The sequence below is a fragment of the Acinetobacter sp. YH12205 genome (assembly GCF_013418125.1).
In the GTDB taxonomy this organism is placed as follows: domain Bacteria; phylum Pseudomonadota; class Gammaproteobacteria; order Pseudomonadales; family Moraxellaceae; genus Acinetobacter; species Acinetobacter towneri.
In genome coordinates, this window is record NZ_VPCQ01000004.1 from 230,876 (window position 1) to 247,342 (window position 16,467).

At 41.8% G+C, this 16,467-nt stretch carries 14 protein-coding genes; 7 read left to right on the forward strand and 7 right to left on the reverse strand.

From position 1 onward, the window contains the following. Window positions 1–83: 83 nt before the first annotated feature. Entirely contained in the window at window positions 84–1,700 is a 1,617-nt protein-coding gene (locus FTU92_RS07215; protein ID WP_154320948.1) for an inorganic phosphate transporter, read from the forward strand. A gap of 128 nt (window positions 1,701–1,828) precedes the next feature. Here FTU92_RS07215 and FTU92_RS07220 read toward each other — a convergent pair whose 3' ends face one another. From FTU92_RS07220 to FTU92_RS07230, 3 genes are all read right to left on the reverse strand, one after another. Next, window positions 1,829–3,376, reverse strand: coding sequence for a hypothetical protein (locus tag FTU92_RS07220; protein ID WP_004972044.1), 1,548 nt, complete (start codon window positions 3,374–3,376; stop codon window positions 1,829–1,831). 252 nt (window positions 3,377–3,628) lie between these two features. Then, on the reverse strand, window positions 3,629–3,823 hold the full coding sequence (locus FTU92_RS07225; protein ID WP_004972042.1) for a hypothetical protein: 195 nt from the start codon (window positions 3,821–3,823) through the stop codon (window positions 3,629–3,631). Between the two features lie 317 nt (window positions 3,824–4,140). After that, entirely contained in the window at window positions 4,141–4,758 is a 618-nt protein-coding gene (locus FTU92_RS07230) for a rhomboid family intramembrane serine protease (protein WP_004972041.1), read from the reverse strand. A gap of 157 nt (window positions 4,759–4,915) precedes the next feature. Between FTU92_RS07230 and nfuA the strand changes: the two genes are divergently transcribed. Continuing rightward, window positions 4,916–5,554: a Fe-S biogenesis protein NfuA gene (gene nfuA, locus FTU92_RS07235; protein WP_096900978.1), complete on the forward strand. Its 639-nt coding sequence runs from the start codon at window positions 4,916–4,918 to the stop codon at window positions 5,552–5,554. Window positions 5,555–5,627: 73 nt separating this feature from the next. On the opposite strand, the gene FTU92_RS07240 is transcribed toward nfuA, so the two are convergent. Further along, window positions 5,628–6,641: a hypothetical protein gene (locus tag FTU92_RS07240; RefSeq protein WP_096900977.1), complete on the reverse strand. Its 1,014-nt coding sequence runs from the start codon at window positions 6,639–6,641 to the stop codon at window positions 5,628–5,630. Between the two features lie 18 nt (window positions 6,642–6,659). Next, the gene (locus FTU92_RS07245; RefSeq protein WP_026438298.1) at window positions 6,660–7,721 is read right to left on the reverse strand and encodes an alpha/beta fold hydrolase; all 1,062 of its coding nucleotides are present in this window, start codon (window positions 7,719–7,721) and stop codon (window positions 6,660–6,662) included. A 299-nt stretch (window positions 7,722–8,020) separates the two neighbouring features. Here FTU92_RS07245 and FTU92_RS07250 point away from each other — a divergent pair, with 299 nt between their 5' ends. Next, window positions 8,021–8,635 carry a carbonic anhydrase gene (locus FTU92_RS07250; protein WP_004972031.1) on the forward strand — a complete coding sequence of 205 codons (615 nt, stop codon included), beginning with the start codon at window positions 8,021–8,023 and terminating at the stop codon, window positions 8,633–8,635. A gap of 39 nt (window positions 8,636–8,674) precedes the next feature. On the opposite strand, the gene FTU92_RS07255 is transcribed toward FTU92_RS07250, so the two are convergent. Next, a complete protein-coding gene (locus tag FTU92_RS07255; RefSeq protein ID WP_257218775.1) occupies window positions 8,675–9,304 on the reverse strand; it encodes an arylesterase in 630 nt (209 codons plus the stop codon). A gap of 12 nt (window positions 9,305–9,316) precedes the next feature. Between FTU92_RS07255 and FTU92_RS07260 the strand changes: the two genes are divergently transcribed. Next, on the forward strand, window positions 9,317–10,066 hold the full coding sequence (locus FTU92_RS07260) for an ABC transporter ATP-binding protein (protein ID WP_004972026.1): 750 nt from the start codon (window positions 9,317–9,319) through the stop codon (window positions 10,064–10,066). A 1-nt stretch (window position 10,067) separates the two neighbouring features. After that, window positions 10,068–12,557 carry an ABC transporter permease gene (locus tag FTU92_RS07265; RefSeq protein ID WP_180095994.1) on the forward strand — a complete coding sequence of 830 codons (2,490 nt, stop codon included), beginning with the start codon at window positions 10,068–10,070 and terminating at the stop codon, window positions 12,555–12,557. Window positions 12,558–12,603: 46 nt separating this feature from the next. On the opposite strand, the gene FTU92_RS07270 is transcribed toward FTU92_RS07265, so the two are convergent. Beyond that, a complete protein-coding gene (locus tag FTU92_RS07270) occupies window positions 12,604–13,419 on the reverse strand; it encodes a rhomboid family intramembrane serine protease (RefSeq protein WP_096900974.1) in 816 nt (271 codons plus the stop codon). A 76-nt stretch (window positions 13,420–13,495) separates the two neighbouring features. Here FTU92_RS07270 and mtgA point away from each other — a divergent pair, with 76 nt between their 5' ends. Both mtgA and ppk1 read left to right on the forward strand, forming a co-directional pair. Next, complete coding sequence (gene mtgA / locus FTU92_RS07275) at window positions 13,496–14,170, forward strand: monofunctional biosynthetic peptidoglycan transglycosylase (protein WP_004972019.1); 675 nt, start codon at window positions 13,496–13,498, stop codon at window positions 14,168–14,170. Window positions 14,171–14,303: 133 nt separating this feature from the next. Then, window positions 14,304–16,385 (forward strand): polyphosphate kinase 1, encoded by a 2,082-nt coding sequence (gene ppk1 / locus FTU92_RS07280; protein ID WP_180095997.1) that lies wholly within the window; start codon window positions 14,304–14,306, stop codon window positions 16,383–16,385. The last annotated feature ends 82 nt before the right edge of the window (window positions 16,386–16,467 follow it).

The following is a 16,467-nucleotide window of genomic DNA, read 5'->3' on the forward strand; positions in this document are numbered from 1 at the left end:
GCTTTATATAGCAGCTCTTTGTCATATAATTGTCACAATTTAATTGAACAATAAGGGGATTTTAAATCCTCTTTTCTGCTTGCATGAATTCTAATCCAACTCCTGTAGATTCAGCACACAAGTCGACCACTAAATCGACCAATGTTCATGTGCCTACACCGAAATTTTTTATGCCGGTGTTTTTAACGATCATCGTTTCTACCCTTATTTATATTGGTTTCCAATTGTCTGCGGACTTATCCCACGTGCCTGCGCTGAGTATGTACTCGGTGATTTTATTGGCGACCGCTTTATTCATTGCCTTAGGCTTTGAATTTGTGAATGGTTTCCACGACACAGCCAACGCAGTGGCAACGGTCATTTATACTAATGCCTTGTCTGCACCTGTGGCAGTAATGTGGGCGGGTTTCTGTAACTTCCTTGGGGTGATGGTCGCCAGTGGTGCAGTTGCCTACGGTATTATTGCCTTACTTCCAGTCGAACTAATTATGAATGTCGGTTCAGGCGCAGGCTTTGCCATGGTTTTTGCCATGTTGATTGCCGCGATTGTCTGGAACTTGGGAACGTGGTACTTCGGTATTCCTGCTTCAAGTTCGCACACTTTAATCGGTTCGATTTTAGGTGTGGGGATTATGAACTACTTGATTAACTCAGGTGCGGGTGCAAGTGGTGTAGATATGGAACAAGTCATGAAAGTGGGCAAGGCTTTATTGTTCTCGCCACTGATTGGTTTTGCTTTTGCTGCGATTTTGTTCTTCTTGGTGAAAAAAATCTTCAAGAAACAAATGGAGTTGTTCCAGCCGCCTGAAGGCAATAAGCCACCACCACCACTGATTCGTGCCATTCTAATTTTTACTTGTACTGGGGTAAGTTTTGCGCATGGTTCAAACGATGGTCAAAAAGGCATGGGTTTAATCATGTTGATTTTGATCGGGATTGTACCGTTGGCGTACTCGTTAAATAAAGAGTTAGACCAAAACCACATTCAATCGTTCCAACAGCTTTCAACGCAAACAGCTGATGTGATTTATGCACAACATGTCGATATGCCAGATGAAAAAGCACGTCAGGTCATCACTAGCTATATTCAGACCAAAGAAATTACCCCTGAAGTCGTGCCTGCTTTGGCAAGCTTAACTGACCATTTGGGTGAGCGTGTGGGTCAATATGGCAACTTGAAAGATGTGCCTGAAGCTGAAGTAGCAGAAATGCGTAATGATATGTATTTAAGCACGACTTCATTCAAGCGTTTAGACAAAGCCAATGCCTTGCCTGAAATGTCGGAAGAACAGAAAAAAGTGGTTAAAAGCTACCGCAGCCATTTAGATTCATTCTTACAATACATTCCAACTTGGGTCAAAGTTGCCGTTGCCTTAGCACTAGGCTTGGGTACGATGGTCGGCTGGAAACGTATTGTGGTGACTGTTGGTGAACGTATCGGTAAGCAGCACATGACTTATGGTCAAGGTATGTCTGCCGAGCTTGTGGCAATGTCAACTATTGCTGCTGCAGATGGTTTGGGGATGCCAGTTTCAACTACACACGTACTGAACAGTGCGGTGGCAGGTACCATGGTGGCAAATAAATCGGGTCTGAATTTCCAAATGGTGCGTACAATTCTTTCGGCTTGGATTTTCACTTTACCTGCGACAATTTGTTTATCGGGTAGCTTGTTCTGGTTGTTCTTAAAAGTGTTTTAATCCATTCTCAACTTTTTTGAGTGGTTGAAAAAAGCGCTGTGATGATACAGCGCTTTTTTTATACCTGCAGATCAGTCTAGAGAAATATTTGCAGGCAAGTTTTTGAATAGATAGATTAGCGGTTTACATTACTTTTTAAATTTTTGGATGACTTTGTCCAGTGGTAATTTATCTGCAGCAAAGCCATAGAGCGCAGCGAAAGGTAGGGCCGTTCGTGCCAAATACGCCACGCGCCACAATCCACCATGGTTCGCACCTTCCATCATCAATTCGAGCGGATGCTCAAGTTTCACTTCAGGATTGGCTGCCGAGTTTGGATTGCGTAAGTCATGAATCCACAATGCCGCCATAATCGCATTGGTGGTTTCAGGGCTAAATGCTTCAACATCAAACAAACTTGCGCCACTAAATGCTGCTTTGAGTAATGGATTTTTGGTCACAGAGTGTGTGGTGGTCGAAGGTGCAATATTGATGCTGACATGCTGTCCTTGATGACGCGCTAAAATTGCACGCCATTGCTGGATGCGTTTTGCTAAAGCATAGTTTGGCCCTTGTTCAACCACCAAACAGTCGGCAATACCATAATGTTGACCATTGTCTGAAGCAATTAAATTATGCAGATTCTTTTGGAAGAAATGACTGCGTGAAATGGTTTCAATACTTTTGGTGAGTAGCTTTTGCCCTTGTGAACGCTGCTGAAACTTCTCTGCCGATGCGCTAATCACTTCTTCAGGAACGGCATAAACATCGGTTGGGGTACACATAAACATAAGGCTGCTATCAGCTTTGTGTTCGCTGACATATTGCATAATCGCATCCATCGCCATCGCAACACGCACGTGTTTTTCACCATCTAAATAGGCAATGGCTGCTAAATCTAGCGTTTCAGGTTTTTGAGCTAACCATTGTGCAATTTCTGGGGTTTGTGTCAGTAGATTTGCACCCAACTGTTCTGTTAAAATATCAAGTGGGGTATCTGCCGCGAGTTGTGTTGTACTGGGTGCATATAAGGTGGCATTGCCTTGTTGCACAGTGCTTAAAATTTTATTCCACACACGGCTATTTGGTAAATCGACTGCAATAATATTGGCTTTCCATTTGGCTAACCATGTGAGTGGCCCTGCTTCTGAAGCTGCACCAAATAGCACCATGTTACGGTCAGACAAATCAAACCATTCAGGATGCGCCATTGCAGCATTTAACGCTTCGGCATGACTTGGTTCAATAATGCCTGCTGCTAGCCAAATTGCAATTTGATCTAGTAGAGCTTGACCTTGTAACTTTTGCCCACGATACGGCACATACCATTCGGGTGCTGCTTGGCTGCTGCCTTGTAATTTAAAGGTATGTAAAGTTTCAGTAGGCAAGAGCATGACATCTTTCAGCACATATTTTTGCTCATGACGATAAAACTCAAAACTTTGATGCGCTTTTCTTAAACCATCTTCTGCAATTTGAATTGCGTTAGCTTGTTCACGAATACCATTGGTCACGAGGGCTTTAAAGTATTTTGGATAGTGTTTACGCCAGTTTTTTTCTGCCAAAGCATCGACTGAGCTTTGATGATCGACTGTGGCTAAGGCTTCGGCAATAATTTGTTTGCCCGTGCTTGAGGTGCTGGGTTTATGATTTTCTGGATGAATTGGAAACTGTAAGCCATCGTAAGAAGTGGACATGCAAAAACTCGCAAACTAAATTGAAATTAATATACAGATGTATACATTATCTATGCCAAGTTGCGATATGGGGTAGCAAAAACTACCAAAATTGAGTGAAATTTGAATAAAAAAACCTTCACGAAGTGTAAAGATTTTTAATGTGAATGAAATGTTGTTGAGATTTAAAGGTTAGTGTTTAAATGTCTAGGTTCGAATCATAAATGAGTCTGATGCTGTATCAACAATGTTTTATTCACTCAGACCAACAGCTTAACAACGTCCTTTTTTCGCCTGACCTGGAGGACAAAAATCACCATCACCATGCGGATGTTGGTGTGGATAATAGCCTTTCGGGTAGATCGTGCGGTCAGGATCAATCACCACACTGCCTTCAGGGGTATGTACGGCACAGGCGCTTAATCCTAGACTGAGTAACAGGGCGCTTAGAAGTGCAAACTTTTTCATGGCTGACTCCTGATTGCTTGATAGTTTTAGTCTTTATATTCTTAGTATAAGTGCTTGTCGAGTAACTGCATGTTATTTGTTGTGTGCTTTATGCTGTATTGGATCATTCAGATGCTTTCATCAATCAAAAATACTTATCAGCAGTTCATAAAATGACGATTGAAAGTCGTTTTTCCCAATGAGAGAGGCTGAAGATGAGAGGCAATAAATGATGGTGTTAAGCGGATTTATGAAAGCAGTCTATTGACGGATTTGAAAATTCTTTAAAGTAGCAACGACTCAGTGGTAGATGTACCGAGTCGTTATAGTTTTAAAAGTTAAAACGGCAGTTGCGCCAGTTTATTCAGGAAGTGAGGCAAGATGCGTGGTTCAATTAAAATAGTCACAATCACACCATAGGCCGCACCCCATAAATGCGCACTGTGATTAATATTGGAATTGCCGCGTTTACCCGACCAAATGCTATACGCTACATACAGTATTGCAAAAATAATGGCAGGCACTGGAATAAAGAACACGAAAATCAACTTCCACGGCTCAAACAAAATATAGGCAAACAACACCGCAGATACAGCACCAGATGCGCCTAAGCTGGCCCAACGATGGTCATTTTTATGCTTTAAATAACTTGGAATAATCGCGGCAATCAAACCACCCAAATAGAATAAAACAAAGCCTAAATCATAGACGTATTGGCGATAAAAACTTTCAATAATGCTGCCAAAGAAAAACAGGGTAATCATATTGAACAGCAAATGCGCACCATCGGCATGCACAAAACCATGGGTAATGAAGCGATCATATTGTCCACGTTGCATGGCAGGCGGCCAAAAGATCAGGCGATTCATTAATTCTTGTTTGGAAAATGCCAACATAGACACAATGACCGTAATAATGATAATGGTCACGGTATGATTAAAAGGTAAATCGAGCATAAACGCCTATTCTTTTACTTGAATTCTGCTGTAATAATGCATCAAAACTGAGTTTGAGTCGAACTTTAGGAATAAATCCGACAATTTTGGTTGATTTTTTTTTATTCCCCCGCATCTTCAGTTAAAATAGCCACTTCAGCTTGAGGAAATTATTGTTATGTCGACTGAGAACAGCAGCACAGCAGTTGTAGATGAAATTCCAAACTTATTGATTACGCCAACTGCTCAAGAGTATTTGAAGGATTTATTGGCAAAGCAAAATACACCGGGTATTGGTGTGCGTGTTTTTGTGGAAAATCCTGGTACACCGCGTGCTGAATGTTGCATGGCTTATAGTGCGCCCGATGAAGTTGTACCTACAGACTACAAACAGGAATATCCAGACTTTCCTGCATTTATTGATACGCCGTCTATTCCGTATTTATTGGATGCCGTAATTGACTACAACAAAGACCGTTTTGGTGGTCAATTGACTTTCCGTGCACCGAACTCAAAAGTGCCACGCGTAGGCCCAGATGCTTCAGTAGAAGAACGCATTACTTATGTTTTACAGTCTGAAATTAACCCAGGTTTAGCAGGGCATGGTGGTAACTGTGCTTTGGTTGAAGTGGTTGAAGATGAAGAACACGGCTTAACTGCAGTATTGAAATTTGGTGGCGGTTGCCAAGGATGTTCAGCGATTGATGTGACTTTAAAGCAAGGTGTTGAAACAACCTTGAAACAACACGTACCTGAATTGATGCGTGTGGTGGATCAGACTGACCACAGTCAATCTGAAGGTGCTTATTTTAAATAAGCTCTAAGCCTCGCTTAAAAATAACCTCCTAAATTTTAGGAGGTTATTTTTTATCTGAAATTGTCAACAGACCCTATTCATTCGTTTGTAGATTTAAAATTTGTTGTGTTTTTTCAGAATAATAAAATTTCTCTAAATAATGGCGCGCACGTTGCTTTAAATAGCCTTCAGCGATCATTTTTTGAATGACTGGATTTAACAGTTGTTGTAATTGTTGTTGGACTAGCGCTTCATCAATGTTTAAGTCGTGCAATAACAAGTCAAAAGGGCGCGCCTGATTGCGTACATACCACGCATAAACCCCATCATGCACTTGCTGTTTCAAATAGTCACTTTGGCGTAAATGATCCCAAATTTCATGTCCTAAATTGACAGTTTGGGATAGGTCTTGTACTTCAATATAATTTTTTAAAACGGAAAGTGGCAAGTCTTTAACTTTGTGCCATAAATTGGCTTGGAAGTGATACAGTTTTTCCTCATCAAAATGTTGATTAAGCACCGACTCGCTCATTTGAGTCAGCTTCTGCACATTTTTTTGCAAATAATGCTGAATGGTCTGGTCTAAATTGGTATCGGTAACGCTTTCCAAAACCGATTTACCCATTTTCATAAAACGCGATACGCCAGGCACGCTTTTGGCGATCACCGAATTATCCATATAATCCTGAATGGAATGTTGAATGAGTTGGGTAATCATGGCGGCAAAGGCAGGATTATTCACCACGGCTTTAATCAAACGCTGACGATGTCCACTTTTACTTGCAACATATTGTGCAATTTTGTCGATGGTCAGCACAGGTATCACATCGGCAATTTTACTGCTGTCATTAACAGGGTGTACCAGTGCAAAACGAATATGCTCAGCAATTTGTTCCACTAAAAATGAACTGGCAGGTGTATTTAAAATTTGATGTTGAATCAGTTGATGAATGGCTTCAGATGTCCATAAATCTTGTAAGCTTTGTTTGCGAAACCATTGGTAAAACTGCACAAATTCAGTTTGTACCATTTCACTTTGGTTAAATTCTTGATCTAAAAAATCAAGCTGAGCTTCAATTAGTTGCTCAATGATGGGATGTTTCTGCATGAAGGTTTTATATAATAATTAATTTAGAGGAATCAGTTTATCAGCAAGTGGGTTTTTTAGGTTTTGAGTTTTAGCCAGAAACGGCAAATAATATTGTGCGACTTGTTTTTCAGCTTCCAATAACGGCATGTGTCCAACATTATTAAGAATCACAGGTGTTTCGGCGCGTTTGAGTAAAGATTGTAATTCCTTCGCCACTTCAACATTAATAATGCGATCTTGCTTACCCCATAAAATCAGGGTCGGTGCTTCAATTGATCCTGCTAAACGTGCAAATGAGTCTGGAGTATAAATACGGTTGAGTTTGACAATTTGCTCAATTGCTTTACGGGTTTGTTCTGAGCGAGAAATCAGGACTTCTTCTTGCGCATGTTGAATTTGTGAGGTCATGGCAGGCGGGCTTTGCATGATTTGTTTGGCGACGTCGGCTAAATCGCCATGTTTGCTCACAATTAAGTCATTTAAAGATAATGGATTTTTGGTGTAAGGCGTATTAGCAAGTTTATAAATGCCTGCACTATTGAGTAAAAATAAACTTTGCGTATCAAAAGGATATTGCGAGGCATACACGGTTGCAATTGAGCCGCCTAAAGAATGTCCTGCCACGTGTAAGTTTTCTTCACAGTCAATTGCTTCAATAAATTGACGCAGTTGTGAAGTTACATTCGGAACTGAATTATCAAAATTGCTTGGAGTTTTGGTGTCACCGCTATTGGGTAAATCTGGAATAATCACATGATAATGTGGGGTTAAAAATTGCGCGACACGGTTCCAATTATCACGTGTGCCTGCCAAACCATGAATCAATAAAATTGTGGGTTTGCTGTGCGAGCCACCTTCGTTATAGCTCCAGACGACATCTCCAACACGAATGCTTTTAGAGCTTAGTCCTGCTTGTTTGCGCTGTTGCTGAAAATGATTTTGTAATAGTTTAAGTTCAGTTGCGTTGCTGTTACTGGCGTTATTGTTTTTTGTGAAGGTATATGGATTGGGCGCAGCGCTTTGCACAAGGCAAGATGTACTTAGTCCCAAAGCCAATAAAGTCGTATGTAGATAACGTGATCGAATAAATTTCATCATGAAAACGTCTTCCCCTGACGAACCCAAAACAGGCTCCAATAATGATAGGCACTAGCTCTTAGGTCTAATTGCACAAGTGTATTCTGTCTATTGTAGGCGTTTAAAAATGAAAGTCATCCCTTGCTTTTTTGATCAAAGCTTTGAAATTGGTAGAAAATGTGACCTATCTCAATAAAAAGTGAAAAAATTTATAACAAAAATGAATAAAGAAAAGCGCAGCTGCATATTTTTTTGCAAGTGACATTCATAAAAACTGGCTTTAGAATATCGCAACTTCAAAGATCGGTGGTAAATCAAGAATGCTAACAGCTCAAGAAGCTTTAGAACGTCTTAAACAAGGAAACCAACGTTTTGTTTCTGGTGATACCAGACATCCGAAGCAATTGTCGCACCAACAGCGTGCAGAAATGGCAGAAGACCAAAATCCATTTGCCATTATTTTAGGATGTTCAGATTCACGTGTTCCTGCAGAAATGGTATTTGACCAAGGATTGGGTGATCTTTTTGTAATTCGTGTTGCGGGCAATGTGGTTGCGCCATCACAGGTAGGTAGTGTTGAATTTGCGGCAGAGCGTTATGACTGTGCTGTGGTTGTTGTCTTAGGACACAGTCACTGTGGTGCAATTCAAGCGACAATTGATACTTTAATGTGCCCAGACTGTCCACCATCGGCAAATTTAATGTCGATTGTGAACCGTGTTCGCCCTTCAGTTGAAACCTTAATGCAGACTGAACTGAAAAATGATTTGGCGAAATTGTCTAAGCATGCAGTACGTTCCAATGTATTTGCATCGGTAAATCAATTGCGTCATGGTTCAGCAGTTTTAGAAAACCTGATTGAACAAGGTCAGTTGAAAGTAGTCGGTGCAGAATATTCACTGGAAACAGGTGAAGTGGTTTTTTTTGATTTTTAATCCGAACCGCACAGCAATTAGATTTTCCTCAAAGGCGCTTTATAAAGCGCCTTTGATATATGGATAAGCATTATTTAGCAAAATAGGCTGAGCTTTGGCATTTGGATGAATTAAATCTTTTTGCATCAATTGCTTATTGCCCGCAATACCTTCCATAAAAAATGGCAGTAATTTGACTTTATATTGCTGACTCACCACTTTATAGTTATTTTCAAATGCTTTGCTATACGCCGAGCCGTAATTTGGCGGCATTTTCATCCCAAAAATCACCACTTTCGCTTTGGCTTTTTGGCTATGCTGAATTAAGTTCGCTAAATTTTTTTGAATCATTTGTGGCGGTTGTCCACGCAAGCCATCATTTCCGCCTAACTCAATGACTACAACGTCTGGACGATGGGTCTGCAGCAATTTAGGCAGACGCGCCAAAGCACCACTGGTGGTTTCGGCACTGACACTTGCATTGACCACTTTATGCTGTTTCGGATACTGTTGTTCTAAACGTTTTTGCAATAAGTGAACCCAACCTTGTTGTGGTTGTATGCCGTAACCTGCACTTAAGCTGTCACCTACAATCATAATGGTTTTTGCAGATACCACGAGTGGGCTGAAACATAGTCCGAGCAGCAACACACGCGGGAAGACACGACTAGTTAGATTGCGATTTTGCATAATGGGAAACGTATGACTCAAAACACTAAAGAATCTAATATCATGCCACAAACGATTATTTCTGCCCAAAATTTGACACAAAAGATACAACTTGCACAAAAACAATTGACCATTTTTGAGAATTTAAACTTCGATATTCAGGAAGGTGAACAAGTGGCCATTACAGGTCGTTCGGGTTCAGGAAAATCGACCTTATTGGGTATTTTGGCAACATTAGATCAGGCCAGCAGTGGAAAATTGGTGGTATGTGGTGAGTCAATTGCAGAATTAAACGAAGAACAACGTGCAGAAGTTCGTTTAAAGCATATTGGTTTTGTGTTCCAGTCATTTCAGTTATTGCCGCATTTGACGGCACTGGAAAATGTGATGTTGCCACTACGTTTGCAGGAAAAATTTAAATATGCAGAGGCAGAACAAAAAGCCCTCAACTTGCTGAAACGTGTGGGTTTAGAACGACAAGCACAGCAAACGCCGAAAGTGCTTTCGGGAGGTGAGCAACAACGTGTCGCCATTGCACGTGCTTTAATTCGTGAACCTAAAATTATTTTTGCCGATGAACCGACAGGAAACTTGGATGGGGAAACTGCAACTGAAATTGAGCAATTGTTATTTGAATTGAACCGCGAGTTGGGCACAACCTTGGTGTTGGTCACGCACGACCCGAAACTGGCGGCACAATGTCAGCGTCACTATGCCTTAATTGATGGGCAATTGGTTGAGCAATTTGCAGCTAAGCCAACTGCTGCCATAACAGGAGGATGAAATGAACGCATTATTTCATCCGCTGTTAAAGCAGAGTTTTAAAAGCAGTGGTGTATATTTACTGATTATTGCGCTGACTTTAGCGATTAGTGCGACCACGGCCTTAAAGTTTAGCAATGAGCAAATTCAAAATGCAGTGGCATTGCAAGCGGCAGAAATGCTGGCGGGTGATTTAGTACTGAGTGACAATGAGCCCATTGCGCAAGACTGGCAGGATCAGGCGACTGCACATCAGTTACAACAGTCGCATGTGACTGTATTTAGTTCGATGGCACATACTCAAGCGCAATTTGTGATGGTGAATGTCAAAGCGATTGAGCACAATTTTCCGTTACGTGGTGAATTGAGGGTGAGTCCTGCAGCGGACAAGATTCAATCTGGTGAAATTTGGCTCAGCCAACGTGCCATGGATTTGCTTCACGTTAAACTTGGTGAAACGGTGAATATTGCCGATGCAGCATTTACCGTGACTGCCAAAATTGAACATGATTCTAATCAGGAACTCGGTTTTTCAGGTTTTTCGCCGACAGTAATTATTTCACAGGCCGATGTGGCACGTACCCACGCGATTCAAGTGGGTAGCCGCATAGATTACCGTTTGTTGTTGGCAGGCAGCGCCAAAGATACACAAAATTTTGAGCAGTATTTTAAAACACATACACAACAGCCTGCACAGGCACAGCAAACGGCCAGCCCTGAACAAAACTTTGAAGAACAAAGTAGTTTAAGACTACGCAATGCCAGTGAAGGCAATACTCGCTTAATGCGCCCAATTGCCAATTTAGACACCTTTTTACAGTTAGCGAATATCCTGACCATTTTATTGTGTGGGATTGCGATTGGTTTGACCAGTCAGCGCTATGTGCAACAAAATCAGGATCATATCGCCTTATTACGTTGTATTGGTGCAAGTAAACGACAAGTTTTAGCCGCTTATTTGGCTTTGCTTGCTTTGGTCTTAATTATCGCTATGGGCATTGGCAGTATTTTGGGCGTGACGTTGGGCTATGCTTTGTTGCAAATCATGCTGCAACTGATTCCGCACCTGGAAATTCAATTTTCAGCCATGGCAATGTTGCTTGGGCCATTGCCAATCGCCATGCTCACCAGTGCTGTGGTGTTGTTGGGTTTTGTGCTGCCTAATTTATTGCAATTGCTGAATACCGCACCGATTCGCGTGATTCGCCAACAAGACAAAAGCATGCGCGCTTGGTGGTGGATGTTGCTTACAGGGACGCTAAGTCTAATCGTATTTTGTGTGGTCTTGACCGAAAGTTTAGTGCTTAGTACATGGGTGATTGGTGCGATTATTGCGCTGTGCGTATTGCTGTATGGAGTGGTGTGGAGTTTATTAAAATTATTGCGTCATTCTAAAGGCAGACTCGCAGCGTATATTCGTGCGCCTGCTGTCACGGCATTTCAAATTACTGCATTGGCTTTAGGATTAAGTTTAATTACGGTACTTGCAGTGTTGCGTACCGACCTGCTAGATCGTTGGCAGCAGCAATTGCCCGAAGGAACACCCAATCAGTTTGTTTACGGCTTGCCACCGTTTGATATGCCTGAGTTTCAACAACAATTAACGCAGCAGCAGTGGCACAGCACGCCACTTTATCCAAATATACGCGGGCGTTTGGTCGCCAAAAATGATCAACCTTTTGCCGACGCCTTAATTCAGCAAAGCAATACGTTAAGACGCGAACTCAACCTGACACAGTCTGACCGTTATCCTGCCGATAATATCATTGTAAATGGGCAAGCCAATTTCAGTGCAGTGGGACAAGTGTCAGTAGAAGCAGATACGGCTGCCGAGTTGGGCATTCAAATTGGTGATCGACTCAGTTTTAGTTTGCCTGAAGGCATACTTGAAGCCGAAGTGATTAATCTGCGTACGGTGGAGTGGGAAAGCTTTAGTCCAAATTTTTTCTTTATTTTTTCACCGCACACTATGGATGAAAATGCAGGCAGTTATTTGGGCAGTTTCTATGTGCCTGAAGCAGATAAACCGAAACTAATTCAATTGATTCAGCAATTTGCCAACACAGTGTTTATTGATGTCAGCCTAATTTTGGATGAAATTAAACGCATTGTGAATGTGTTGGTGCAGATCATCACCATTTTAGCCATTTTGGTGAGTGTGTCTGGGCTGTTGGTATTAATCGCGTGTTTAAACTTGCTGATGGATGAGCGCAAACGCGAAGTCGCATTACTGCGTTCTTTTGGTAGTTCTAAACAAAAACTCAAACGTATGTTGAGTCTGGAAATCGGTTTTATGGGCTTTATAGCGGGAATAGTGGCGTGTTTATTTGCCGAAGTCATTAGTGCTGTTGCCAGTTACCGCATGGATTTAATGCTGCAACCACATTGGGAAATCTGGCTGATTTTGCCTGTATTTATGACCGTGCTGTGTGCCTTGATTGGACGTTATCGTTTAAGTTATTTATGCGATATTCCGCCACTGCAAAGTTTAAGGGAGATGAATCAGTCCTGATTCATCTCTAGTTGATGTTGTTTTACTTGCTGTAAAGGTTGATTGTTCAACCCAGACTGCGTTGCATCATGCTAAGCAGTTCTTGCCAAAGGGGTTGAATTGGAGCAAGCAGTTTATGGCAATACCAGTAAAATGCAGCACAACCCAATGGTGCAAGGAGCATCGCAAAACTGTTCACTAAGTTACTGTGTTTGCTGCGTTGTCCAAGGTACCAAATGATTGTCATGGCTGCGCCCATGAGCATGCCGCCAATATGTGCAGCATTATTAATGCCACTGATCATAAAGCCCATACCTAAGTTCAGTGCCATCACCATCACCAAAGTCTTGCCATCCAACAGAAATTTTTGGCGAGGTAATTGGGGCAATAACGCCAATACCGTCAGTGCAGCTCCAAGTCCCATCACTGCACCCGATGCACCTGCACCCACGCTAGGTAACAGCTTTGGATTAGCGACACCTTGTTCGAGCAGGGTATAGCTGTCTTGAATGCTGACATAGCCACTAAGCAGGCTACCCATCAAACCTGCGCAAACATATAACACTATAAAATAGACACGCCCAAACAACTGTTCACTGACGCTGCCAAAAATATACAAGGCCCACATATTTAACATTAAATGTACTAAACCGAAATGAAAAAACATGCTGCTGAACAGGCGAATGGGTTCCGCCAAAAAGGTTAAAGGTGCATAATCAGCACCCCAGCGTATTGCATCTTGCGGGCTAGGATTGCTAATGTTCATGCCGTTGAGCACTTGCCATGCAAACAAAGCCACGTTTATTGCAATCAGGGCTGCGGTAATCCACCACAGGTGAATTTCAACTTTATTGTTGCGCAGGTTTGGGGGATGTTGGGACATATATTTGAATATTGTGTCGTAGTGATCAATCTAAGCTTAACACGAAAAAATAACGCTTCAGGAGCCATGCACCAAGATGAAAGCTTTTTTTATACGAACTTTGTTAATTCTTGTCAGTGTGGTGCTTTTGGTTCAATTATGGATTTTTAGCAGCTTGGTGTGGTGGCGTACGCAGCCTGTGCAATCGACCATGATGATGCGTTTGGATTATTGGGCTGAACCGAGTAAGCCTATACAACATCAATGGCGCGACTATGACCAACTCAGTGATAATTTAAAGCGAGCTGTGGTGACTGCCGAAGATGGCAAATTTATGCAACATCATGGCTTTGACTGGGAAGGTATTCAAACTGCGCTGGAACGGAACAAAGATGAAGGCAAGGTTGTTGCAGGTGGTTCCACAATTTCTCAGCAGCTCGCCAAGAATTTGTTTTTATACAATAAGCGATCTTTTTTGCGTAAAGGGCAAGAAGTTGTGGCGACATGGATGATGGAACGCATGTGGTCAAAGCAGCGTATTTTAGAGGTCTATCTCAACTCGGTAGAATTTGGCGATAATATTTATGGTGCCGAAGCTGCGGCACAGCATTATTTTGGCAAAAGTGCAAAAAGTTTAAGCCGTGATCAAGCAATTTTCTTGGCTGCGATTTTAACCAATCCAAAATATTTTCAGGAACATCGTAATGCGGGGGCATTAAAAGCCCGTAAACAGATGGTGCAGCGCTATATGCGTTATGCGGAAATTCCCTAAATTGAGCGAAAACAAACTATAAAATGTGAAAATATCCACAAAGCCTAATTTTTTAGGCTTTTTTTATGAAAATGTCACAAAATTGAAGCATACTTGTAGCAGTGCCAAACATTTTAAAAAAGCATAGGTGGGTATGAATACGGCAACAGGCGCGACTCCTGCGCAAACAGAATATACATATAATGATCGCTACATTAACCGCGAACTGTCTATTTTAGATTTCCATTTGCGCGTGCTTGAGCAAGCTGTCGATCCGTTGCATCCTTTGTTGGAACGCATGAACTTCCTGCTGATTTTTTCACGTAACTTGGATGAGTTTTTTGAAATTCGTGTTGCGGGCATGATGGAACAATTGGACTTGGGCAATGAAAGCCGTAGTCCAGATGGTTTAACCCCTAAGCAGGTGTTAGATCAAATTTCTAAAACAGCACATGCTGCTATTGAACGCCAGTACCGTATTTTAAATCAGGAAATTTTGCCAAAATTACGTGAAGAAGACATTTGTTTCTTACGTCGTGGTGAATTAACCCCTGCACAATCGGCATGGGTGAAAAAATATTTCCAAGAGCAAGTTGCCCCTGTATTAACCCCAATTAGCCTAGACCCTGCACATCCATTCCCACGTTTGGTCAATAAAAGCCTGAACTTTATTGTGACTTTGGAAGGGAAAGATGCTTTTGGTCGTCAAATTGATTTGGCGGTTGTTCCTGCTCCTCGTTCATTACCACGTGTAGTGCGTTTACCCGATGAACTTACAGGCGGTAAAGAGCACCACGTCATGCTTTCAGCAATTATTCATGAGCATGTGTCTGACTTATTCCCAGGCATGACTGCGACAGGATGCTATCAATTCCGCGTGACCCGTAATGCAGATTTGGCCTTAAATGAAGATGTTGAAGACTTGGCTAAAGCCCTAAAAGGCGAATTAAACTCACGCCGTTTTGGTCGTGCGGTACGTTTAGAAGTAACGCAAAACTGCCCGAAAGCCATTTATGATTATTTGTTAGATGAGTTTGATCTTGAAGAAGAGCAACTTTATAAAGTAGATGGCCCAGTGAACTTGGCGCGTTTATTGTCTAATTTTAAACGTCCACATTTACGTTATGATTCACATACACCCGCCATTCCAAAGGTGTTAAAAAAGTCTGAAAATATTTTTTCAGCGATGCAAAAGCAAGACATTTTATTACACCATCCGTTTGAATCTTTTGCACCCGTGATTAACTTGCTGCGTGAAGCTGCACGTGATCCACAAGTCTTGGCAATCAAACAAACTTTATATCGTAGTGGCGCAGATTCTGAAATTGTACAAGTGCTTGCAGAGGCTGCACGAAACGGTAAAGAAGTGACTGCGGTGATTGAACTGCGTGCACGTTTTGATGAAGAATCTAACATTGCTGTGGCTAACGTGTTGCAAGAAGCGGGCGCTGTGGTTGTGTACGGTATTGTGGGGTATAAAACCCACGCCAAAATGATTTTGGTGGTGCGCCGTGAAAATAATAAATTGGTGCGTTATGTACATTTAGGCACAGGTAACTACCACGCAGGCAATGCGCGTATTTATACCGACTATGGTTTACTGACCACAGACAAAGAGCTGTGTGAAGATGTGCATCGTATTTTCCAAGAGCTAACAGGCATGGGTAAAATGGCAAAACTGAAAAAGTTGTTGCATGCACCATTTACCCTGCACGCACAGTTGGTGAATTATATTGATGAAGAAATTGCCAATGCTAAAGCAGGTAAGCCCGCACAAATTATTGTGAAAGTGAATGCACTGACTGAAATGCAATTGATCAATAAATTGTACGAGGCGTCTCAGGCGGGTGTGCAAATTGATCTCATCATCCGTTCAATTTGCTGCTTGCGCCCAGGTTTGCCGGGCTTATCGGAAAATATCCGTGTGCGTTCGATTGTCGGACGTTTCCTTGAACATACCCGTGTCTATTATTTCTCTAATAATGGCAATCCACGTATTTATTGTTCAAGTGCTGACTGGATGGATCGTAACTTATTTAACCGTGTTGAAGCGTGTTTCCCAATTGAAGATCCTGCCTTGAAAAAGCGTATTTATGAGCAAGGTTTATTGACCTACATGCAAGACAATCAACAGGCGTGGTTGTTGCAGGGTGATGGAACTTGGGTGCGTGTAAAAGCAGCTGAGGGTGAAGAGCCACACAATGCGCAGCGTATACTGACCGATAGTATTGTTTAGTTTAAAGCATTTATAACAGGTAAAAAGAGCGATGCCAGACATCGCTCTTTTTTTGTTTCTAATATTTATTTAAGACTTATAT

Bases quoted from the DNA above. Each gene is read 5' to 3' on its own strand.
- FTU92_RS07215 (WP_154320948.1), top strand. From the start codon at position 84: ATGAATTCTAATCCAACTCCTGTAGATTCAGCACACAAGTCGACCACT.
- FTU92_RS07220 (WP_004972044.1), bottom strand. From the start codon at position 3,376: ATGTCCACTTCTTACGATGGCTTACAGTTTCCAATTCATCCAGAAAAT.
- FTU92_RS07225 (WP_004972042.1), bottom strand. From the start codon at position 3,823: ATGAAAAAGTTTGCACTTCTAAGCGCCCTGTTACTCAGTCTAGGATTA.
- FTU92_RS07230 (WP_004972041.1), bottom strand. From the start codon at position 4,758: ATGCTCGATTTACCTTTTAATCATACCGTGACCATTATCATTATTACG.
- nfuA (WP_096900978.1), top strand. From the start codon at position 4,916: ATGTCGACTGAGAACAGCAGCACAGCAGTTGTAGATGAAATTCCAAAC.
- FTU92_RS07240 (WP_096900977.1), bottom strand. From the start codon at position 6,641: ATGCAGAAACATCCCATCATTGAGCAACTAATTGAAGCTCAGCTTGAT.
- FTU92_RS07245 (WP_026438298.1), bottom strand. From the start codon at position 7,721: ATGATGAAATTTATTCGATCACGTTATCTACATACGACTTTATTGGCT.
- FTU92_RS07250 (WP_004972031.1), top strand. From the start codon at position 8,021: ATGCTAACAGCTCAAGAAGCTTTAGAACGTCTTAAACAAGGAAACCAA.
- FTU92_RS07255 (WP_257218775.1), bottom strand. From the start codon at position 9,304: ATGCAAAATCGCAATCTAACTAGTCGTGTCTTCCCGCGTGTGTTGCTG.
- FTU92_RS07260 (WP_004972026.1), top strand. From the start codon at position 9,317: ATGACTCAAAACACTAAAGAATCTAATATCATGCCACAAACGATTATT.
- FTU92_RS07265 (WP_180095994.1), top strand. From the start codon at position 10,068: ATGAACGCATTATTTCATCCGCTGTTAAAGCAGAGTTTTAAAAGCAGT.
- FTU92_RS07270 (WP_096900974.1), bottom strand. From the start codon at position 13,419: ATGTCCCAACATCCCCCAAACCTGCGCAACAATAAAGTTGAAATTCAC.
- mtgA (WP_004972019.1), top strand. From the start codon at position 13,496: ATGAAAGCTTTTTTTATACGAACTTTGTTAATTCTTGTCAGTGTGGTG.
- ppk1 (WP_180095997.1), top strand. From the start codon at position 14,304: ATGAATACGGCAACAGGCGCGACTCCTGCGCAAACAGAATATACATAT.